Below are 22,446 nucleotides of genomic sequence, written 5' to 3'. Positions count from 1 at the left end.
GGTAAACGCTGAAAATATTTCACATTATGTGCGATAAATTTTCACATTATTACAATTTAAACTCTAAGTCATTGAATTTAAATTGATTAAAAAATGACATTTTTTTCGTTTCTTAAGCCAGATTTCTGACCTTTATTTGGGGTATAATCTTTTGTTATGTATAAATAAACAGTAGAAAACGATGGACGCTTCCTTATTACTTGATGGTTTGAATGACAAACAACGCGAAGCTGTCGCAGCGCCGCTAAACAATATGTTGATCTTAGCGGGGGCGGGCAGTGGTAAAACCCGAGTGCTGGTGCATCGCATTGCGTGGCTGATGTCGGTAGAGCAAGCGTCGCCGTTTTCTATTATGTCGGTTACTTTTACCAATAAGGCTGCCGCCGAGATGCGGGGCCGTATTGAAGAGTTAATGATGGGTAGTTCTTCAGGGATGTGGAATGGCACGTTCCATGGTATTTGTCATCGCATCCTGCGTGCTCATTACCTTGATGCTAAGTTGCCAGAAGATTTTCAGATCATCGATTCTGATGATCAACAGCGTTTGCTGAAGCGCTTGATAAAAGCATTAAACCTAGATGAAAAGCAATGGCCTGCTCGCCAAGCTTGCTGGTGGATCAACGGCAAGAAAGATGAAGGTTTACGTCCAAACCATATTGATGCTTATCATGATCCTGTGACCAAAACATGGTTACAAATTTATACGGCTTATCAAGAAGCTTGTGATCGTGCAGGTTTGATCGACTTTGCAGAAATTTTGTTGCGTGCCCAAGAGTTACTGCGCGATAAACAACACATTCGAGAGCACTACCAAGCGCGCTTTAAGCACATTTTGGTCGACGAATTCCAAGATACCAACAACATCCAATACGCTTGGCTACGCATGATGGCCGGCCCAGCATGTAACGTGATGATCGTGGGGGATGATGATCAGTCGATCTATGGCTGGCGTGGTGCAAAAATTGAAAACATTCAACGCTTTCTTGATGAATTTGTGGGCGCGTCAACCGTTCGTCTTGAGCAAAACTACCGTTCAACAAAAACGATTTTGAAAGCCGCCAATGAGCTGATTTCTAACAATACTGAGCGTATGGGGAAAGAGCTTTGGACAGACGGCGATGACGGTGAATCCATTTCTGTTTATTCCGCGTATAACGAATTAGATGAAGCACGCTTTGCGGTTAGTAAAATCAAAGAGTGGAAAGAAAAAGGCGGTTCATTAACCGATACGGCTATGTTGTATCGAAACAATGCTCAGTCGCGGGTGTTGGAAGAAGCCTTAATTCAAGGGGGCTTACCGTATCGTATTTATGGTGGCATGCGATTTTTTGAACGTTTAGAAATTCGTGATGCACTGGGTTACCTACGTCTGATGTCTAACCGTAATGATGATGCGGCATTTGAACGAGTGGTGAATACACCCACTCGTGGTTTAGGTGATAAAACACTAGAGACCATCCGTTTTGCAGCTCGCGAGCGCGGAGCGACCATGTGGCAAACCAGTGTTGCCTTGTTAGACGAAAAAGTCTTTGCTGGCCGTGCTGCGGGCGCGTTAAGCCGTTTTGTTGAACTGGTTAATGCCCTAGAAGATGACACGGCCGAAATGGCGATGCATGAACAAGCGGACCATGTGATTAAGTTCTCCGGTTTGTTTGCTATGTACGAGCAAGAAAAGGGCGAGAAATCGAAAGCCCGAATTGAAAACTTAGAAGAATTGGTTACGGCAACTCGCCAGTTTGAAAAACCAGAAGAAGCCGATGAAATGAGCGAGCTGTCTGCGTTCTTATCTCACGCTGCGCTTGAAGCGGGTGAGGGGCAGGCGGATGAGTTTGATGAGGCAGTACAACTCATGACTCTGCACAGTGCTAAGGGTTTGGAGTTCCCAATGGTCTTCATGGTCGGTGTTGAAGAGGGCATGTTCCCAAGCCAAATGTCGGCAGAAGAAGCGGGGCGGTTGGAAGAAGAGCGTCGCCTTTGTTATGTTGGCATGACCCGAGCGATGGAAAAGCTCTACATTACTTATGCTGAGATGCGTCGTCTGTACGGGCAAGATAAATATCATAAGCCATCTCGTTTTATTCGTGAGTTACCCGAAACTTGTTTGGATGAAGTACGTATGAAAGCGCAGGTGAGCCGACCGACTAGCACAGGGCGCTTTAGCCCAACGGCAGTAAAAGAAAACTTCAACGAAACCGGTTTTAGCTTAGGTGCGCGAGTAATGCACCCGAAATTTGGTGAAGGCACGATCATTAATTTTGAAGGCAGTGGACCTCAAAGCCGAGTGCAAGTTGCCTTTAATGGTGAGGGCATTAAGTGGTTAGTGACACAATACGCTAAGTTAGAAACCTTGTAGTTTCGCAAATATGTTTCTTTAGTTGATAATAAAAAAGCAGGACCTTTACGGTTCTGCTTTTTTTGTGTCACTAGCTAAGTACTATTTGTCTGAGAACTTAGCTTCAAGATCCGCTAGCTTTTGTTCCATTTCAGTCAGTTTCTGGCGAGTGCGCAGAAGTACCTGAGTTTGCACATCGAACTCTTCACGGCTAACAACATCAAGTTTGTTTAGCTGGCCTTGAATGACCTGGCGTACTTTTTGTTCAACATCCGAACCCAATTCTTTGACCGGTTGCGGCATGGATTCATGGATCTGCTTTGCTACTTGTTCAAGCTTTTTTGGATCAAACATTTTCTAATCGCTCCTATATCAATGCCTTCATTCTATTCATTTCAAATAAAAAAGTCGTTAGCAAATACAAAAAAGGCTACCGAAGTAGCCTTTTGATTGGATGATATACCCGTTAATGCTCTATTCGCGAATTTCGCGTTGAGCGGCTTTGGCTTCGTCTACTCGCGCCAGTTTTTCTAGATCTTTATCTTCTAGGAAAATAGGAAGCGGTTTGTGTTTTTCAGCAAGGTAGCTGTAAATCACTGGTAGTACGAACAAGGTAAAGATAGTACCGATAGCAAGACCGGATACGATTACAATACCAATGCTGAAACGTTGAGCAGCACCTGCGCCGGTTGCGTACATCAGTGGAATCAGACCTGCAATCATGGCAGCAGTAGTCATTAGGATAGGACGCAGACGAACCTTCGCCGCTTCCGTTACCGCCGCAATACGATCTTTCTTATTATGCAGTTGCTCTTCTTTTGCTACTTCACAAATCAAAATACCGTGCTTGGTGATAAGACCAACCAAGGTGATCAAGCCCACTTGCGAGTAGATATTCATTGAGGCTGCGCCCCATGCAAGTGAAATCAATGCACCACATATCGCCAGTGGAACCGACACCATGATAACCAATGGATCTCGAACGGATTCAAATTGAATCGCTAGAACCAAGAAGATGATCGCTAGTGCTAAACCAAAGGTTGCGAATAGCGCGCTACCTTCTGTTACGTACTGTCTTGCTTCACCCATGTAGTCATGGTTGTAGCCTGATGGTAGTTTGTTTTGTGCGACATCTTCAAACCAGTTAACGGCATCACCCATAGCAACACCTGGGCTTGGCACCGCACCAATACTCGCTGAGTTTAATTGGTTGAAGTGAGGTAGAGCACGGGGCTCCGCAACCACTTCAATGTCAATTAAGCTGCCCAGTGGAATCGCATTGCCATCTGCTGCGCGAACGTAGTAGTTGTTCATGGATTCAGGGTTCAGGCGGTATTTACGCTCAACTTGAGGGATCACTTCATAAGAACGACCATTCAAATCGATACGGTTAACATAACCATCAGCCATCATGGTACTTAAGGTCATACCGATGTCTTGCATGGTCACACCATAGATACCCGCTTTGTCCTTGTCGATATGGATCTTCATGGTTGCGGAGTCGTAGTTAAGATCCAATGTTGAGTAAACAAACAATGGGTTAACTGAAACGTCAGCCAGAATATCGGTCGCAATTTGGAACAAGCTTTCAAAGCTATTTGGTGTCGTAATAACAAACTGCAGTGGCAGGCCAGAACCCGCACCTGGCAATTCAGGCATTTGGAAAGCGGTAACGGCCATTCCTGGAACGTCTTTTACCAATTCACCAATACGCTTAGAGACTTCAGCTTGACTAGCTTCACGCTGGCTCCATGGCACCATAGAAGCCAAACCAAAGGCTTGGTTAGACGCAGGAACACCCGTAAACACTTGAGCAAATTTCACTTCTGGCTGTTCAGTCAGAATAGCATTCACTTGGTTCATGGTGTTTTGCAAGTAATCTAGGTTAGCGTTTGACGGGCCAGTACCCATCAGCATTACCACACCTTTATCTTCTGATGGAGCAAGCTCACTAGGGATGAACTTAAACAGCATCGGCAAACTAGCAAACACGATGATAGCGAACGCGATGATAACAGGACGACGTTGCATGACGCGACCAAGCATTCTCTCATAGCCATTAGACATACGGTCAAGCAAGTTGTGGACAGTAGTCTCAAACTTGTTTGGTGTCTCGTTGGCTTTGAGCATTTTCGAACACATCATTGGCGATAGTGTTAATGCAACAATACCCGAGACAAACACCGCCCCTGCAAGTGTTAGAGCAAACTCTTTAAACAGGGAACCGGTAATACCACCCATTAACGCGATAGGCGCATATACCGCACCCAGTGTTAACGTCATAGCGATAACAGGAACCGCAATTTCTCGAGTACCGATAACCGCAGCACGGAACGGTGATTCACCTAGCTTAATGTGTCTATCGACGTTCTCAAGTACAACGATGGCATCATCTACTACCAAGCCGATAGCCAATACCATGGCCAGTAGCGTCATTAAGTTCCATGAGAAACCCATGGCTTGCATCACCATTGCAACACCAATCAGCGACAACGGAATTGTCACCAATGGGATCATAACGGCGCGGAATGAGCCAAGGAACAAGGTGATCACCACCAGTACGATCAATGCCGCTTCAACGATGGTTTTGATTACCTCGTTGATAGATTCATTGATGGCTTCCGTTGAGTCATACATGACTTCCATGCTGATATTGCTAGGTAAGTTCTTTCTCAATTGAGGAAGAAGATCCAACACATCTTTAGCGATGGTAATTGGGTTGGCACTAGGTGCACCATTTATTGCAGCAACCACGGCTTCTTGACCGTTGGCACTGGCTCGATAAACATCATGGCTTTTCTCTAGTGTTACTTTGGCGATGTTACCTAAACGAATAACTTCACCGACATCACTCTTAATCACCAGTTTTTCTAGCTCAGCAACATTTGAGATCTGTGTATCGGCGCTGCCGTTATATAGAACGAACTCACCGGTTGCCTGACCCGTTGCTGACTGAAAGTTGTTGGCGTTCAAGACTTGCATCACGTCGGTTGCTGTCATCTTCAACGCAGCCATTTTGGCCGGATCTAACCACACACGTAGGGCGTATTTCATACCACCGTACATATCGATTTTAGATACGCCATTTACCGAGAACAATTGAGGGTTGATTACACGCTCAAGGTAGTCGGTGATTTGGCTAGAAGATAACTCTTCACTGGTGAAGCCGATGTACAGCACGGCGGTTGAATCACCGGTCGACATGGTTACCGTGGGGTCTTCAGACTCTTTGGGTAACTGAGACCGAACCGAGTTGGTTTTGGCGAGTATATCTGCCAATGCCGCATTTGGGTCGGTGTTCAATTTCATGGTCACTGTGATGGTGGATTTACCCAACACCGATTGCGACGTCATAAAGTCGATATTATCGGCCTGTGCGACGGCTTGCTCCAAGGGCTGAGTTATAAAGCCTTGTATCAGGTCGGCACTTGCACCGTAGTAGCTAGTGGATACAGTAACCACTGTGTTCGTCATTTCAGGGTATTGACGGACCTGCATTTTGAATATCGCTTGGAAACCAAGCAAGGCAATCAAAAAGCTGATCGATACCGCTAAAACTGGACGCTTAATAAAAACATCAGTAAAGCGCATGCTTCCTCCAATTACAGCATCGGTGTTTCGGCTGGTGGTGTTGTTGCGTCATTTTCAACAATGCGTACTTTTGCATCATTACTTAGACGAACTTGACCAGTCGTAACCACTAAATCACCAGGCTCAACGCCTTCTATTACGTGAGCAATATCCGCTTTGCGTTCGCCCACTTTTACTACACGCTGCTTAACGCGTTTCTGACCATCTTCTTCAGTAATGACATACACGCTGTCGCCGTATAATGTGAAGGTAATGGCGGTTTGTGGCAGTGTTACTTGGCCGGTGATTGCTGGTAAAATGATGTTAGCACGAGCGAACATACCGCTACGTAATTGACCATCATTGTTAGGAATATCAGCTTGAACTTGTACTAGGCCGCTTTGAACGCTTACCGCAGGCTCAATGGCACTGATGGTGCCTTCGAAGCTATCTTCAGGGTAGGCATCCACTGAAATTTTGATTTTTTGGTCAATGTGAATACGTGGAATATCCGTTTGAGGAACCGTGAAGCGCAAACGCATTACGCTGGTGTCTTCAAGGCGAACAATCTCGGTACTAGGTTGAAGATACTGACCTAGGTACACATTACGAATACCAACCACACCATCAAACGGTGCCTTCAAGGTACGGCGAGCAATCGAGGCTTTAGAGCTCTCGATTTCAGCTTCTAAAGAAAAGTAAGCCGCTTTTGCTTCGTCAAACGATTCTTTTGAAACAGAACCTTTTTTGTACAGGCCTTCGTAACGTTTGAATTTGGCTTCTGCAGCTGGTAGGCGAGCTTGAGTACTTTTTAGATTCGCACGTTCAACAGCAGAATCCAATGCCACTAAAACTTGCCCTTTTTTAACCGCAACACCAGATTCAAAATCAATGCTTTTGATAACACCGCTGGTTTCTGTTGTTAAAGTCACACCTTGGTTAGGTTCGATAAAGCCAATTGCTTCAATGTTTGGAACCCAGTCAATAGAAACTACTTCTTGAGCCGTCACTGGGAATTCAGCTTCCGGGCGATTCGCAAGATACTCAGCAATTTTCTGCTGCTTGAAAAGATTAAAACCTATTACGCTACCGAAAAGCAGTATCGCGATAAGTAACATAAAAAATGTCCACTTTTTCATTCTGTTTAGAACTCCAAGTTAATGTTGAATAATAGCGTCCCAGCTTGCAGCAATCGCGGCATCAAGGGTTTCGTCGTCAATGTGAATGATTCCTAGAGAGTGTTTGCGCGCTAATGTCACACCGACTTCTAGGCTTAAGCCAAATAAAATTCTGTTATCGAGAGGTTTAAATAGGCCAGACTCTTTACCTTGGTTGAAAGTCAGCTCTACTTTATGAAACATCTCTCTTTCTTGTTGCCATTCCTCTGAGCTTGAGGGCTTTGGCAGTGAGTCGTATTGCACTCGATTGCTGAGCAATAAACAGTTGTCGCGGGCCAGATTCCATAAGTTTAGCCACATCACCTGATAGCGCTCTTCTATCGGCATTGTTTCGCTCACGTTGGCTTGCAGATGATCAGCAATTCGTTTGGTGACTCGAAAGCGAATCTCTTTTAGCAGGTGATCTTTATCTTCGAAATATCGATAAATCGTTCCTGCGGCTACCCCTGCTTCCTTTGCGATTTTCTGCATGGAAATGCCTTGGAATCCTTCTTCAGCCAGCACTGCTTCCGTTGCATTTAGAATCTTTTCGCGTTTATCCTGTTCAGTGTTGATACTCATGTAGACACCTATTAATGAATGAACGTTCATTCATTATAGATCACTTGCTGCCCTCTTGTGCAACAAAAAATAACAAATTAGTGGATCTTTTTTCATGCAATGGATTGGACATAGCTTTCAAACCTTAGCACGTCTATTATATAGCCCGAATAATGAGAACCTTTTAGAGTGCAAAATGAAGCTGAACCCAAGACAAGACGAAGCGGTAAAATTTGTGTCTGGGCCCTGCCTAGTACTGGCTGGCGCAGGCTCGGGTAAAACCCGTGTTATTACCAATAAGATCGCTTACTTGGTTCAGCAATGTGGCTATAAAGCTCGTAATATTGCAGCGGTAACCTTTACCAATAAAGCCTCACGAGAAATGAAAGAGCGGGTGGGGCAAACGCTGGGGAAACAAGAATCTAAAGGCTTGATGGTTTCAACCTTTCATACATTAGGCTTGAACATCATCCGCAAAGAATACAAAACACTGGGGCTAAAGGCTGGCTTTTCGTTATTTGATGACCAAGACCAAATGGCGTTACTCAAAGAGTTAACAGAAACCCAACTTGATGGCGATAAAGATCTGTTAAAGGCCTTAATGAGCAGTATTTCCAATTGGAAAAATGACATGTTGACGGCGGAACAGGTGAAAGGACAAGCGAAAGGCGAGCAAGACCAGTTATTTGCCTTTTGTTATGAAATGTACCTTAAGCAAATGAAAGCCTATAACGCACTGGATTTTGATGATTTGATTTCACTGCCAGTATTACTACTGCGAAACAATGAAGAAGTTCGTAAGCGTTGGCAAAGTCGTATTCGCTACCTGCTGGTGGATGAATATCAAGATACCAACACCAGCCAATATGAATTGGTGAAATTAATCGTAGGTGAACGAGGCCGGTTAACCGTGGTTGGCGATGATGACCAGTCTATCTACTCCTGGCGCGGTGCCAAACCGCAAAACTTAGTCTTGTTAGGTAAAGATTACCCAGACTTACGACTGATCAAGCTTGAGCAAAACTATCGCTCCACCAGTCGTATTTTGCGTTCTGCTAATATTTTGATTGCCAATAACCCACACGTTTATGAAAAAAGGCTATTTTCAGAAATCCCTGATGGGGAGCAACTCAAAGTGTTGCATGCAAAAAATGAAGAGCATGAAGCGGAAAGAGTCACGGGTGAACTGATTGCGCATAAGTTCTTAAACCGAACTGACTATAAAGACTATTCAATTCTTTACCGTGGTAACCATCAGTCTCGTTTGATCGAAAAAGCGCTGATGCAAAACCGCATCCCATATAAGATTTCGGGCGGCACGTCTTTTTTCTCTCGGTCTGAAATTAAAGACATCATGGCTTACTTGCGCGTATTAGTTAACCCTGACGATGATAATGCCTTTTTACGCATAGTGAATACGCCAAGGCGTGAGATCGGCCCGGTAACCCTAGAAAAACTAGGCAGCTACGCCAATATGCGTGGTAAAAGCTTGTTTGAAGCCAGCTTTGAGATGGGATTAGAGCAAACCCTAACAGGGCGAGGTTTAGAAAACCTGCAACGTTTTACTCGCTGGATTGTCGCGATTTCGGATAACGCTGAACGTGGTAATACCGTTGAAGCTGTACGTTCTTTGGTGCGTGATATTCATTACGAAGATTGGCTATATGAAACTTCAGCTAGCCCTAAAGCGGCTGAAATGCGCATGAAGAATGTGTCGGATTTATACAGTTGGATAGTGGCCGACCTTGAAGGTGACAATTACGACAAAGAGATAAAAACGCTGAAAGAAGTGGTGTTAAGGCTCACCCTCAGAGACATGATGGAACGTGGCGAAGATGACGACGATGCAGACCAAGTACAGTTAATGACATTGCACGCATCAAAAGGGTTGGAGTTTCCTTACGTTTATTTGATTGGGGCGGAAGAGGGCATATTGCCTCACCAGACCAGCATTGATGAAGAAAACGTAGAAGAAGAGCGTCGCCTTATGTATGTAGGCATTACTCGCGCTCAAAAAGAACTGACGTTTACTATCTGTAAAGAACGCCGCCAATATGGTGAACTGATCAAACCGCAACAAAGTCGATTTTTAGACGAACTTCCGCAAGATGATATTGAATGGGAGTCAACTAAAAAGCCTCAGTCGGCGGAAGAAAGAATGGAAAAAGGTCAGGCGCACATTGCCAATATAAGGGCGATGTTTAAGAAGTAGAGATAAGCCCTAAAAGCGAAATATTATAGAGAAAAGATCAAAAAAGGCTTGGTAGGTTAACCAAGCCTTTTATTCTTAGCACTTAGCCTTTACAGCCCTTCAATCATATGATCGATCGCTGCGATGATTTCATCGTCAGAACAATCCATACAAGAGCCTTTTGCTGGCATTGCATTAAAGCCATTGATAGCGTGGTTATTCAATACATCACGACCTTGTGCGATTCGTGAACCCCACTGGCCTGCATCACCCTTGATAGGGGCACCACTGACACCTGATGTGTGACAAGCTGTACAAAATGTATTGTAAACAGTAGCGCCATCGCGTGGACCTGCAGGTTCTGCTGCAACAGGCTCACTGCCTGCTAAATAAACCTGACCGACAGGCTGAATGCGTTTTTCAATTGCATCACGGTCAACAGAGGTGGCGAATGCGCTACTAGAAAAAACTAAGGTAGCAGCCAATAGACTTAAAATTGGTCGAGACATATCCATAAACTCACTTTACATTCCTGGGCGATGATAAATACGATGTTTACCACTATTTGTTGATTTTTGATAAAGCAGGAGAAAAACGCCTGTTAAATCAATGTAAATATTGCGTGATTATAGCTTGTTGAGTTGTTGCAAGAAACCACAAGATCGCCATGACAAGGTCTTTATCACATCCTAATTGCTGAAAAAGGCAACAAACGGTAAAAAAAGTTGAAAAAACACTAGACGGCATAGTGTGATATCCGTATTATTCCACTCCGCCGATAGGGCATGCGCCCGTAGCTCAGCTGGATAGAGCGTTGGCCTCCGGAGCCAAAGGTCGAAGGTTCGAATCCTTTCGGGCGTACCATCCGGATACTTAGTAAAATAAGTAGTTATTGGCGAAAAGATACATAATGGTGGCTATAGCTCAGTTGGTAGAGCCCTGGATTGTGATTCCGGTGGTCGCGAGTTCGAATCTCGTTAGCCACCCCATTATTTTGGTGACATTTGTTTCCAGTTTTGATTTAATGTCGAAACGAAACGTTCCTCAGGAACATTGGACTAGCATTTCCAAAGAGTTAACTCTTTTTAGTGTGAACCAAATTAAAAAATTTGTCGGTGAATAGCGCAGCTTGGTAGCGCATCTGGTTTGGGACCAGAGGGTCGGGGGTTCGAATCCCTCTTCACCGACCACTATTTCGATAATCGCTTAATTGCGGTTATGTAAAAAGTTAGTGGTGGCTATAGCTCAGTTGGTAGAGCCCTGGATTGTGATTCCGGTGGTCGCGAGTTCGAATCTCGTTAGCCACCCCATTAACTCGGTAACTAAACCCATTAGTTTCCTTTTCTGATTTTTCAGAATAAAACCTATGTCGGTGAATAGCGTGGTTTGATAGCGCATCACGGCTCTTGGAATAGCGGACCAGAGGGTTGACCCTACTGAAAGCGAACCAAGTACAGAATTTGTCGGTGAATAGCGCAGCTTGGTAGCGCATCTGGTTTGGGACCAGAGGGTCGGGGGTTCGAATCCCTCTTCACCGACCACTATTAAAAAAGCCTCATCATTAGATGAGGCTTTTTTGCATTTAAAACCCGAGAGTCGGGGGTTCGGCTTATTCAAAGTCGGCTCTTCACCGACCTCTACTAAAAAAGCCTTATCATTAGATGAGGCTTTTGTGTATCTGAAGCCTCGTTCGATTTCACTTCTCTCATCAAGCCTGTCGATTGGCTCATAATTTACTCTATTGTTAGGTATCGGCGGCAAACCTACTTATTGGTATATAAAGGTGTTGAGATTGTACTGACTGAGAGAGATTGCGAGAGAAAGGGAGTCACTAATGTGGTTTTTATCATTATCCTATGTGCGCTAGAACTCATTTTCCGTGCTACATCAATTTGTTACCACATTGGTATTACATATTATGGTGTGACTATCGATTGTTTGCTAGTTATATAAACTGCCTAATTGCTAATTTAGTAGCTTATACATCTGCCTATCAACCTAAAAATGACACATGTTTCTGTTTTGTTAATTTGATAGTTTGAATAATTATGTCTTGCTGATTATTTGTACTTTGAACCGTTCTGTAATAGAAAAGCCTAATTTTTAGCTGTTAGATGGCGTAATGTTCGACTGATCGATAGAGCAAAAAATGCACGAAAAATCTTTAAAAGTGAATTAATATGCATTTAATCTGCTTCTAATTGATTCTCAAGCCCATTTTTATGCTTTGTTTGTTGCTTTTCTGTGAATAATAAGCCAAATTATGAGCTGGCTTATCTTGGTCAGAAACTTGTTTCTGACATCGAATGGAATCAATTTTGCAGACAGGGCAGAAAACTGCCAGAGCAGTAGAGGTCTGATAATGTCACTTTTAGAAGTAAGGGATCTTCGTATCGAGTACCCATCTCGACACGGAGTTCATGCTGCTGTTAAATCATTGTCGTTTAATATTGAACGCGGTGAAATTGTTGGTGTGGTCGGAGAATCCGGCGCTGGCAAGTCAACAGTAGGTAATGCAGTCATCGATTTATTAAGCCCACCAGGGCTAGTTGTTAATGGCGACGTATTTCTTGATGGCGAAAAAATTTCAGGATTAACGCCTGAACAAATGCGAAGCGTACGTGGTTCAAAAATTGGATTTATATTCCAAGATCCTATGACGTCACTCAACCCGCTATTTACGGTTGAACATCAACTGAAAGAAACGATTCATGCCAATATGAAGGTTTCTGATCAAGAAGCGTACGAAAGATCGCTGTCGTTGATGAATCAAGTCGGGATCCCACAGCCTGAAAACCGTTTAAAGCAGTACCCTCACCAATTTTCTGGTGGTATGCGTCAACGTGTGGTTATTGCAATCGCGTTGGCTGGTGAACCAGAGTTAATCATCGCAGATGAACCCACTACAGCACTTGATGTATCCATTCAAGACCAAATCCTGACTCTTATCCGCGATTTGTGTATCGAGAAAAACGTCGGCTGTATGTTGGTTACTCACGATATGGGTGTGGTATCTAATGTCACAGACCGTGTAGCAGTAATGTACCGTGGTGATCTAGTCGAAATTGGTCCAACGAAGAAAGTACTGGGTGACCCTGATCATTCCTATACCCGTAGCTTGATCTCAGCGGTTCCTCGCTCTGACGTTAAATTAGGACGCTTCCCACTAGTAAGTTATATCGAAGAAGCTGAAGAACTAAAGCAACTAGATATTAAGAACCATTGGTTGGGTCAAAGCCAAGATCAGCGTGAATATGAAGGCCCGCTACTTGATGTCCAAAACGTTAACCTACGTTTTATAACTAAAGATTCTTTGTTTGAAAGCCGCCGTGAATACGTGCAAGCGTCTAATAACGTTAGTTTTGAAGTTAATGAGGGTGAAACCTTTGGTTTGGTTGGTGAATCAGGTTCTGGTAAATCGACCATTGCTCGCATTATAGCTGGTTTATATGCACCAGATTCAGGAACAGTTTCGTTTGAAAGTGTTGATTTAACTTCCCTGAAATCTGAAAAAGAGCGTCGTCCTATGCGTCGCCAAATGCAGATGGTGTTCCAGAACCCGTATACCTCAATGAACCCTCGAATGAAAATCTTCGACATCATTGCAGAACCAATTCGATTCCATAAACTCACTGCCAATGAAGCAGAAACGCGCACTATTGTGAACGATTTGCTTGATCACGTTGGTTTAGGGGTGATGGCTGGTTTGAAGTACCCACATGAATTTTCAGGTGGTCAGCGTCAACGTATTTCTATCGCACGAGCTTTGGCAACAAGGCCTCGTTTATTGATTTGTGATGAACCAACATCGGCATTGGATGTATCTGTTCAAGCTCAGATTTTGAACCTATTAAAAGATCTTCAAGACGAGCTGAACTTAACCATGTTGTTTATCAGTCACGATTTACCTGTCATTCGTCAAATGTGTGACCGTATTGGCGTGATGCAGATGGGCACGTTATTAGAAGTTGCCCCAACCGAGCAATTGTTTACTGACCCACAGCATGAGTACAGTAAGCAGTTAATTTCTCTAATGCCTGAATTCACGGGTTTGCGAGAAGACGTACAAACGGCGTAAGCCACCAGTTTCGTTATTGACTGGAAAACAATAAATGTAAGAAAGACAAACACAACACAGACAAATACAACAACTAGGGATTTGGATTCCCGCATAAGGAGTTATGCAATGAAAACCATGAAAAGCAAATTAGCAGTGGCGTTGATGGCCGCAGGTCTTAGTTTTGGTGCAGCAGCCGCTGATATTACGGTTGGTTATGCCGCAGACCCAGTTTCTCTGGATCCGCATGAGCAGCTATCTGGCGGCACATTGCAGATGTCGCACATGGTATTTGACCCACTAGTGCGCTTTACTCAAACTATGGACTTTGAGCCGCGCTTGGCTGAATCATGGGAGCGTGTTGATAACGAAACTATGCGCTTTACTCTTCGCAAAGGCGTTAAATTCCATTCTGGTAATGCGTTTACAGCGGATGATGTTGTTTGGACTTTCTCTCGTCTAAAATCATCACCTGACTTTAAAGGTATCTTTGGTCCTTTAGTTTCTTTAACTAAAGTTGACGACTATACCGTTGAAGTGAAAACAGACGGCACTTACCCTCTAATTGAAAACGTTGCGACGTACATCTTCCCAATGGATAGCAAATTCTATTCAGGCAAGACAGCAGCAGGTGAAGACAAGGCTGCTCTAGTGAAGCACGGTAATTCGTATGCTTCTACGAACGTTTCTGGTACGGGTCCATTTACGATTAAGTCTCGTGAGCAAGGCGTTAAAGTTGAATTTGAACGCTTTGGTAACTACTGGGATACCGCTTCAAAAGGCAATGTTGATAATCTAACTCTTGTACCGATTAAAGAAGATGCGACACGTGTAGCCGCACTGCTTTCTGGTGACGTAGACATGATTGCTCCTGTTGCTCCAAATGACTACAAGCGTATTAAAAAAGCGAAAAGCGTTGATCTGTACACTATGCCAGGTACACGTATTATCACGTTCCAAATGAACCAAAACAGCAACGAAGCGCTGAAAGACGTACGTGTTCGTCAAGCGATTGTTTATGCAGTGAACAACGAAGGCATTACGAAGAAAATCATGAAAGGAGCAGCAACGGCTGCCGCTCAACAGAGCCCAGTTGGTTACGCAGGTTACAATGAAGATCTTAAACCTCGCTACGACCTTAAGAAAGCAAAAGCTCTGATGAAAGAAGCAGGTTACGCTGATGGCTTTACATTAAGCATGATGGCACCAAACAACCGTTATGTGAATGATGCGAAAATTGCTCAAGCGACGTCTGCAATGCTGTCGAAAATTGGCATCAAGGTTGACCTTAAAACAATGCCAAAAGCGCAATACTGGCCTGAGTTTGATAAGTGTGCGGCGGACATGATGATGATCGGCTGGCACCCAGATACAGAAGATTCTGCAAACTTCTCTGAGTTCTTAACGATGACTCGTGATGAAGCAACAGGTAAAGGCCAATACAACTGTGGTGGTTACTCGAACCCTGAGCTTGATAAGCTAGTGATGGGAACCAACGCTGAAACGGATCTGAAAAAGCGTAGCGCGACGTTGAAACAAGTTGAAGCAACGCTTTACAATGAAGCGGCATTCGTCCCACTACATTGGCAGGATCCATCATGGGCGGCTAAGAGCAATGTAGAAATTGGTCCAATCATCAATGGTATGAACTTCCCTTACTTTGGCGACCTAGTTGTTAAGTAATTGAAGTATTAGCACTCACTTTATTTAAGATAAGTGAGTGCTGAACTCTTTTTTGGTGCTTAACTTTGTTTCAGTCGGGTTAAGCGCCATTTTTAAGGCTGAATTCTTTCTTTTTTGAAAGTCATGGATAGATATTAAAGGGGCAAGGGATGTTTACGTTTCTGGTCAAGCGCCTGTTTCAGGCACTGATAGTGATGTTTGTGATCAGTTTGGTGGCGTTTGCTATCCAGGATAATCTGGGCGATCCGTTACGCGAGTTAGTTGGCCAGTCAGTTTCGGAATCGGAGCGACAAGCGCTGCGTGATGATCTTGGCCTCAACGACCCATTCATTACTAAATATTCTCGTTTTATAGGCAAAGCAGTTCAAGGGGACTTGGGTACGTCGTACTTCTTCAAGCGACCTGCTGTGGATGTTATTTTAGATAAATTAGTTGCAACGTTAGAGTTGGTCTTTGGTGCAGCTGTCATCATTGTCGTCTGTTCTATCCCGTTAGGGGTTTATTCAGCGATTCACCCAAAAAGTATTTTTACTAAGATAGTGATGGCTGGCAGTAGCATCGGTATCTCTGTGCCCGTTTTCTTAACGGCAATTCTTCTGATGTACGTATTCTCCATTGAGTTAGGCTGGCTTCCGTCTTATGGCCGTGGTGATACCGCGAATTGGTTTGGCTGGGAATCGGGTTATTTGACGTTGGATGGCCTCGCTCACCTTGTTTTACCGTGTATTGCTCTAGCTTCCATTATGTTGCCTTTGTTTATTCGTTTAGTTCGTTCAGAAATGCTGGAAGTTCTTAGCTCTGAGTACATTAAATTTGGTAAAGCAAAAGGGCTAGCGCTTAATAAAATTTATTATCAACATGCGCTTAAAAACACCATGCTGCCAGTTCTTACTGTTGGTGGTGTTCAAATCGGAACCATGGTTGCGTACACGATTTTGACCGAAACGGTGTTCCAATGGCCGGGTACTGGTTTCTTATTCTTAGAAGCCATCAATCGTGTTGATACCCCTTTGATTACTGCTTACGTTATTTTCGTAGGACTGTTATTTGTGGTTACAAACACCATTGTCGATTTGTTGTACGGCATCATTAACCCAACTGTAAATCTAACGGGTAAAGGAGCGTAATCATGACTACTAGCACGACTTCTAGCGTTCCAAGCCGTTTTGAGCGCTTTAAACAATCAGATTTTTTGTACTACTTCCTTAAAGACAAAGTGGCAATGTTCAGTTTTTCTGTCTTTATGGTGTTTTTGGTGCTGGCACTGGCTGCACCGATTATCGCTCCAACGGATCCATATGACTTAATGTCCATTGATCTGATGGATTCAGAGCTGCCTCCATCGTGGATGGACGGCGGTGACGAGCGCTTTCTTCTCGGCACTGACGAGCAAGGGCGTGATATTTTATCGACTATGCTCTATGGTTCTCGCCTATCATTAACCATTGGTTTCTTAGCGGTTGGCCTTCAGCTGTGTCTGGGGATCATTATTGGTCTTTCAGCAGGCTACTTTGGTGGTCGTATTGATAGCTTCTTAATGCGATTTGCCGATGTTCAGCTTTCATTCTCAACCATGATGGTGGCAATCATTGTTTCCGCCATCTTTAAAGCAAGCTTTGGCAGCGATTTCTATGCCCAGTATGCGGTTGTTATGTTGGTGGTGATCATCGGTGTGGCGGAATGGCCACAATATGCTCGTACTATCCGTGCTTCTGTATTAGCGGAAAAGAAAAAAGAATACGTTGAAGCGGCGCGAGTGATGGGCTTTAAGTCTCCGCGTATTATGTTCCGTCATATTCTGCCTAACTGTTTATCACCAATCTTGGTTATTTCAACGGTTCAAGTGGCTAACGCAATTATGTCGGAAGCGGCGCTTTCGTTTTTAGGTTTGGGTCTACCTGTCGATCAACCCTCGCTAGGGGCGTTGATCAGTATTGGCTTTAACTACATCTTCTCAGGCGCGTGGTGGATTACTGCTTTCCCTGGTGTGTTGCTAGTTACCTTAGTCTTGGTGATCAACCTGCTCGGTGATTGGTTACGTGACGTATTTAACCCTAAAATCTACAAAGGGTGATCCAAGGCGATTGATTTTCAATCAAAAATGTTCGTAAACTAAAGAGTCGTATTTTTACGGCTCTTTTTTTGCATCAAAAACATCATATTGATGAATGCGGAGTTTGCTATGGACGGAAAGTTGACGGCTAAAGTGGCGTTACCTGTAATTGCGCTGGTGTGCGCGCTTGCCTTGCCTGCAGGTAAGGCGATGGCCGACGAAGAATATCTCTGCGATGCGGTTCAGGCGTCAAAAAATGAATTGCCGATGCTAAAAGGCAATTGTCCGATCGGCAATGGATTATGGGGCAAGAAAAAGCCGCAAACATCTCAAGGACTATTTTGGGTTCAGTGTGGCATTTTGAAAAAGCCAATGCCGCTTTCAAAAGCAAAAAGCATTTATAAGAAAGTCTCGACGGACGTTTGGATGAAAAAAGAGGGTCAAGAATACCGTTGCTTGATTGGCCCTTATGAAAATTTCGCGACCGCAAACCAAGAAAAAATGAAAATTCGTCAGCTTCCAGCCTACAAAGATGCCTTTGTTAGAGAGGTGGTTGAAGAGGGTAAGCCTGAAGCACAAAAGTCGAAGTCACAAGCATCAAAGCCTAAAGCAAGCGTTGAAGCGGCGGATAAAGCTACATTGATGGCTGCGCCAGTTGCTGCCCAGAAGACTACAAAGTCAAAGCAGGAAGCGACGACGAGCACAGCGATGGCCAGTAAAGATATGCAGCCCGCAGCATTAGCTACCGCTAAGGTTGAAAAGGCGGCGAGTAATGATATTGAAATTCGCCGTCAATCTAAGCTAGGTATACATACGTATGTTGTGCCGTATGTACTAGAAGACAATAATTCGTTCTACATGGAATACGATAGGGCTTGGAATCGCATGAACTATCAATCGGCACAGGCTTTGTGTGGAAAACTGGATATGCGACTTGCCAACAATGAAGAGTGGCAAGCCATTTTGAAATCCGGTGAATTGGTTAAGAATAAATGGCCAATTCATTTGCCTTATTGGGGCGACGGTAATCAAGCTTTCTTTACTAGTGGAAAAGTCACCCAGCTAAAAGGGTCTTCGTTACTCAATGTGCTGTGTATTGAACCGTAATATTGGCCGTCATCAATTTAAACAAATGCATGACGAGTATTAAAAGTTCATCTGCGCAAAAATGCCGGTTTCTTTGTCGGCAAAATAAGGATGGACGGTAATCGAGTATCCCGCTTCAGTCACCGCATATTGAATGCCTGTGGCTAATGCCATACCAGCGATGACATCACGCCAGTGGTGATACTCACCTTCAACTCGCGAATAGCCCACCAGTGCCGCAGCAGCATAGGCAGGAACCCCATAAGCCGCGCCATAACGAAACTGCAAGTAGGCTGCTCCTTGAGTGGCGGCAGAGGTATGCCCTGATGGAAAAGAGTGCTCTCCGCCGTTAGGGCGCTCCGCATTTACCGCGTACTTTAGCCCTTGGGTGGCAATGACGGTGTAAAGAGCACCTTCTGCTAGTTGAACAAACCCTTCTTTGTCTCCCTTATACAGTGAGATCGCTCCTGCTGTTAGCGGAATACCAATTTGAGCAATGTCACCATAAGTGGTTAATGCACTTTGAGCGTACGCGTTGGAAGCCAACATGGCAGCGCTGAGGCAAAGTAAAGGTAGGGATTTATTCATCAGTACAATCATTCCTTGGTTGATATTCAATAACCGAGGCATTGTAGCGGAAAGCACAAAAAAGCCCAGCAAATTGCGGGGCTTATAGAACAATGGTTTGCTAGATGATCAACGCCACTCTTTTAGCAGTGTTCGCGCTAAGTCTGAGTTGGTTGTCATAAATTTTGGTAAGCCTTGGCTTGCGCCATCTTTGTACACCAGACTGAGGTCGTCACTCGTAATTGTGGTCAGGCTAATACGTAAATCCTCTTTCCAGTCATCGTGTTTGGATATGACTAGAGAGCCGTTATCTAAATGCCATGCACTCTTAGTGGTTGCAAAATCACCACTGATACTACTAACCATGACTTCCTTGTCTGTAAACTTAAAGGCGGAATCAACGATGAGCGGTGATTTGTCTTTTGAGTCGTCAAAAAAGTAATACCAAGTTTTTCCGACTAATTTTTCTCGTGTGAAGTCTTGCTTCTGATAGCCATTGCTGTAGTCATGGGTTGAATAAAATTGAAGATCATTTTGTTTGGTTACGATCAGACTTAATGCGTCACTACTATAGACAAGCGTTTCATCGATATCACCTTTTTCGCTATGGAAACCTCTACTAGAGTATGTGATGTCTATCGGCGACATTGGTTGTCCGGAGTCGTCGTTAAGTATCGCTTGTGTGTCATTAAACTGAATGGTTGTTAAGCCTTCAGTTTTAAAATAATAGGCGTTGGTAGAAATGGTAAAAAATTGTTTTCCAACGAGAGCGGCTTTGACACTTGGCGGCATTGACGTTTTTTGGACCTTACCGCTGTCGTCAAGCATCAGTAAGGCGGAATCTAAGCTCTCTGGTGAGCTGTTGATCATTTCATCGGCTTTTACGATGAACTTCTTGCTATCACTCGTGAGTTTCTCTTTTAGCAAATTAGTTTCGGATAACGTTGGTTCCAATTGTTGGGTTAGGGAACGAGCGACTAGGTGAATTTTTTTTGCGCGCTGTTCGGCTGATTGGTCTTGCTTTAATGCGACATAATCACTGCTTAGAATTGACTCTTCGAGGTTCAACTCGGTTGCAAGCTCAGCCAGTGTTATTTGTTTTACTTTGGCTAATGTCGTGTAGGGCGATACGAACGTCTGTCCTGGTTCTGCGATAAGTTCAAAGCCTTTTGTTAAGTAACCGCCTTTATCACTATCAAACGTTTTACCTGCAATAGCCTTGATGATCACGGGGTAGGTACTATCTGCTTTAGTTAGTTGGAAGAGGCCCTTCTCTCCGGTTAATTGGTGCTTCTCTGATTCTTGAGCAATGCCGTCTTCATTTCGGTCAATGTAGACTTGGGCGTTAATCAAATAGCCGTCTGCTGCTTGATAGTTAATTTTTGTGTCTACGACGTCCTTGTTGGCACTGTCTGATGAACCACCACAGCCTGTTAGAATGCTTGCAACAGCCATTGCTAAAAAAGAATACTTATTCATTGCTCGTTCCTGTTAATGAGTTCCGTTTATATTGTCGAAACGGAAGAAGACCAACAAGGAACGTAATTAGAACTAAAAGCCGCAAAATAATTTAAAAAAAATCAGCAAACTTGTAATTGGATCCAACCGCGAGAAAAGCGGAGGTCTTTTTCAATCAAACTTTCACTGCAGTTCAACATTTGGCTGATTTCTTTTGTCCTAAGACCTGCAAAATATTTAAGTTTTACGGCATTAGCTTGGCGAGGGTAGTTGTTATCCAGCTTATCGATGGCCTTGTCTAGGCTGAGTAAATCTTCAAATGATGCTTTGTTGGTGTCGATAAGTTCATCTTGATATTGTCGCTTTTGAGCCAATTCTTTTCGAGCGTAATCGACCAATATTTGTCGCATGACTTTTGTAATCATCAAGAAAAAGTGGTTTCTATTGTGATAGTCGAGATTTCGATTTTGGCTTATTTTTAAGTAAGCATCATGAACTAATGCTGTCGTGTTGTGCATTGGGTTCATATTCACTGGGTTATCAGCACCATGCTTTTGCGCACTGCGATGCCGCTCTTGATGAGCTAATTGATGCATATGCTGGTAAGCCAAACTATAGATGGCCTCTTCAGCTTGCTTGTCATTCTGTTGCCACATATGTAGTAGCTCGGTGAAATTATCTGGAGTCATGCTTCACCTTGATTTGAACGTTATGATTTTAGTGAGCTGTGAGGCTTGTAAAGTGATGGCTTTCGTTGGGTCTTGTACTGAAATCTGTTGTTTAAAGCGATATAAGATCCCTTTCTGCCAGTCGTGACTTGTCGGCAAGAATTCCCAATTTGTGTATTGATCTTTAGTCTCTGAAGTTTGCCATTTTACTAATGTATTCAGTTGGGCCAACGTCGCAAAATGAGTTTCTTGATTAAGCCACCACATGTCTTGATATTGCTCTGTTGCGTCAAGCGAGTAGGCGTTTATTTGTTTGGGGCATTGGTCATTTTTGCTTGGTAGAGACCATATTTTGTTGGCTTTTATTAGCAAGCAAAGGTGGTTAGGGTTTGGAGTGCTGTTGTATTGGGTTTCGAGCCAAATGCCATCAAAGTTAATGGTTTGTGCTTTTTCTTCAGGGTAAGAAAACCACAGATACTCGCTGCGGTTTGCATGTTCAATCCCCTGAATTTTTCCTAAACCTTGAGTTTTTTGCATTGAAATCAGTGTTTGTGGGTTGAATTGGTTCGCCACTGCGCGGTATTTTCTGCGTTCGTAGTCGTAATAATCATCGATATAATACCCATTTAAGTCATTGTACCGACACCCTGTCAAAGCGCACCCAACTAGCCCATCCCAGCCATCGAAAACGGTAATAGCCTCAAATTCAGTTTCCGTATAACGCTTGTCATGATCCATGTCACAAACAGTGCGCCCTTTACCGGAACCGAATTGGTCACCAATGTCTGGGTAAGTATAAATACCTTGTGACGTTACCTTGTAGGTTAAGCCACCAATGGGACCAAAATAGTTGCTTTCATTAAGGCGGGTTGTATCGAAATAGCAAAGATTACCTTGATGATCTCGCTTCTTGATGATGTTGTTTTTGATAATGATATTGAGTGGTCGAAAGACAATGGGGTTGTTTTTCGATGAGGTCAAAAGCTCTGATGCCGAGGGTTCTGCAGCAACGAGTGTTGATAGCAACATGCATGTAACGATGAGATATAGTTTTGCCATGGTT

Annotated in this window: 16 protein-coding genes and 5 tRNA genes; 12 read left to right on the top strand and 9 right to left on the bottom strand. The window is 43.8% G+C overall.

The window, feature by feature from the left end:
- The first annotated feature begins 181 nt into the window (after positions 1 to 181).
- The gene (uvrD, locus tag QWZ04_RS04680; protein ID WP_290325435.1) at positions 182 to 2,353 is read left to right on the top strand and encodes a DNA helicase II; all 2,172 of its coding nucleotides are present in this window, start codon (positions 182 to 184) and stop codon (positions 2,351 to 2,353) included.
- An 81-nt stretch (positions 2,354 to 2,434) separates the two neighbouring features.
- On the opposite strand, the gene ubiK is transcribed toward uvrD, so the two are convergent.
- The 4 genes from ubiK to QWZ04_RS04660 all read right to left on the bottom strand — a co-directional run bounded on the left by ubiK (position 2,435) and on the right by QWZ04_RS04660 (position 7,641).
- A complete protein-coding gene (gene ubiK, locus QWZ04_RS04675; RefSeq protein WP_290325433.1) occupies positions 2,435 to 2,686 on the bottom strand; it encodes a ubiquinone biosynthesis accessory factor UbiK in 252 nt (83 codons plus the stop codon).
- A 120-nt stretch (positions 2,687 to 2,806) separates the two neighbouring features.
- Positions 2,807 to 5,923, bottom strand: a complete 3,117-nt coding sequence (locus tag QWZ04_RS04670) for a multidrug efflux RND transporter permease subunit (protein ID WP_290325432.1) — start codon at positions 5,921 to 5,923, stop codon at positions 2,807 to 2,809.
- Between the two features lie 11 nt (positions 5,924 to 5,934).
- A complete protein-coding gene (locus tag QWZ04_RS04665; RefSeq protein ID WP_290325430.1) occupies positions 5,935 to 7,041 on the bottom strand; it encodes an efflux RND transporter periplasmic adaptor subunit in 1,107 nt (368 codons plus the stop codon).
- An 18-nt stretch (positions 7,042 to 7,059) separates the two neighbouring features.
- Entirely contained in the window at positions 7,060 to 7,641 is a 582-nt protein-coding gene (locus QWZ04_RS04660) for a TetR/AcrR family transcriptional regulator (protein WP_290325428.1), read from the bottom strand.
- A 175-nt stretch (positions 7,642 to 7,816) separates the two neighbouring features.
- Here QWZ04_RS04660 and rep point away from each other — a divergent pair, with 175 nt between their 5' ends.
- Positions 7,817 to 9,832: a DNA helicase Rep gene (gene rep, locus QWZ04_RS04655; protein WP_290325426.1), complete on the top strand. Its 2,016-nt coding sequence runs from the start codon at positions 7,817 to 7,819 to the stop codon at positions 9,830 to 9,832.
- 89 nt (positions 9,833 to 9,921) lie between these two features.
- Here rep and QWZ04_RS04650 read toward each other — a convergent pair whose 3' ends face one another.
- Positions 9,922 to 10,326, bottom strand: coding sequence for a c-type cytochrome (locus tag QWZ04_RS04650; RefSeq protein ID WP_290325424.1), 405 nt, complete (start codon positions 10,324 to 10,326; stop codon positions 9,922 to 9,924).
- 272 nt (positions 10,327 to 10,598) lie between these two features.
- On the opposite strand from QWZ04_RS04650, the gene QWZ04_RS04645 reads away from it, so the two are divergent.
- The 10 genes from QWZ04_RS04645 to QWZ04_RS04600 all read left to right on the top strand — a co-directional run bounded on the left by QWZ04_RS04645 (position 10,599) and on the right by QWZ04_RS04600 (position 18,711).
- Positions 10,599 to 10,675: transfer RNA gene (locus tag QWZ04_RS04645), tRNA-Arg, on the top strand.
- A gap of 49 nt (positions 10,676 to 10,724) precedes the next feature.
- Positions 10,725 to 10,800, top strand: a tRNA-His gene (locus QWZ04_RS04640).
- A gap of 124 nt (positions 10,801 to 10,924) precedes the next feature.
- Positions 10,925 to 11,001 (top strand) — tRNA-Pro (locus QWZ04_RS04635).
- A 44-nt stretch (positions 11,002 to 11,045) separates the two neighbouring features.
- A tRNA-His gene (locus QWZ04_RS04630) sits at positions 11,046 to 11,121 on the top strand.
- A gap of 154 nt (positions 11,122 to 11,275) precedes the next feature.
- Positions 11,276 to 11,352, top strand: a tRNA-Pro gene (locus QWZ04_RS04625).
- Positions 11,353 to 12,173: 821 nt separating this feature from the next.
- A complete protein-coding gene (locus tag QWZ04_RS04620) occupies positions 12,174 to 13,889 on the top strand; it encodes a dipeptide ABC transporter ATP-binding protein (RefSeq protein WP_290325422.1) in 1,716 nt (571 codons plus the stop codon).
- Positions 13,890 to 13,997: 108 nt separating this feature from the next.
- Positions 13,998 to 15,551 carry an ABC transporter substrate-binding protein gene (locus tag QWZ04_RS04615; protein WP_290325420.1) on the top strand — a complete coding sequence of 518 codons (1,554 nt, stop codon included), beginning with the start codon at positions 13,998 to 14,000 and terminating at the stop codon, positions 15,549 to 15,551.
- Positions 15,552 to 15,700: 149 nt separating this feature from the next.
- A complete protein-coding gene (locus QWZ04_RS04610) occupies positions 15,701 to 16,678 on the top strand; it encodes an ABC transporter permease (RefSeq protein ID WP_290325418.1) in 978 nt (325 codons plus the stop codon).
- A 2-nt stretch (positions 16,679 to 16,680) separates the two neighbouring features.
- Positions 16,681 to 17,625 carry an ABC transporter permease gene (locus tag QWZ04_RS04605; protein ID WP_290325416.1) on the top strand — a complete coding sequence of 315 codons (945 nt, stop codon included), beginning with the start codon at positions 16,681 to 16,683 and terminating at the stop codon, positions 17,623 to 17,625.
- 108 nt (positions 17,626 to 17,733) lie between these two features.
- Complete coding sequence (locus tag QWZ04_RS04600) at positions 17,734 to 18,711, top strand: SPOR domain-containing protein (protein ID WP_290325414.1); 978 nt, start codon at positions 17,734 to 17,736, stop codon at positions 18,709 to 18,711.
- Between the two features lie 39 nt (positions 18,712 to 18,750).
- On the opposite strand, the gene QWZ04_RS04595 is transcribed toward QWZ04_RS04600, so the two are convergent.
- The 4 genes from QWZ04_RS04595 to QWZ04_RS04580 all read right to left on the bottom strand — a co-directional run bounded on the left by QWZ04_RS04595 (position 18,751) and on the right by QWZ04_RS04580 (position 22,442).
- Positions 18,751 to 19,278 carry a phosphatase PAP2 family protein gene (locus tag QWZ04_RS04595; protein ID WP_290325412.1) on the bottom strand — a complete coding sequence of 176 codons (528 nt, stop codon included), beginning with the start codon at positions 19,276 to 19,278 and terminating at the stop codon, positions 18,751 to 18,753.
- Between the two features lie 108 nt (positions 19,279 to 19,386).
- Positions 19,387 to 20,736, bottom strand: coding sequence for a hypothetical protein (locus tag QWZ04_RS04590; RefSeq protein WP_290325410.1), 1,350 nt, complete (start codon positions 20,734 to 20,736; stop codon positions 19,387 to 19,389).
- A gap of 101 nt (positions 20,737 to 20,837) precedes the next feature.
- Positions 20,838 to 21,404: an ECF-type sigma factor gene (locus QWZ04_RS04585; protein WP_290325408.1), complete on the bottom strand. Its 567-nt coding sequence runs from the start codon at positions 21,402 to 21,404 to the stop codon at positions 20,838 to 20,840.
- A gap of 3 nt (positions 21,405 to 21,407) precedes the next feature.
- Positions 21,408 to 22,442: a hypothetical protein gene (locus tag QWZ04_RS04580; protein ID WP_290325406.1), complete on the bottom strand. Its 1,035-nt coding sequence runs from the start codon at positions 22,440 to 22,442 to the stop codon at positions 21,408 to 21,410.
- Positions 22,443 to 22,446: the final 4 nt, after the last annotated feature.

It is taken from the genome of Vibrio tapetis subsp. quintayensis (genome assembly GCF_030409945.1).
Taxonomy (GTDB): domain Bacteria; phylum Pseudomonadota; class Gammaproteobacteria; order Enterobacterales; family Vibrionaceae; genus Vibrio; species Vibrio quintayensis.
The sequence above is the reverse complement of the archived record's forward strand: the minus strand, read 5'-3'. Positions and strand labels throughout refer to the sequence as shown.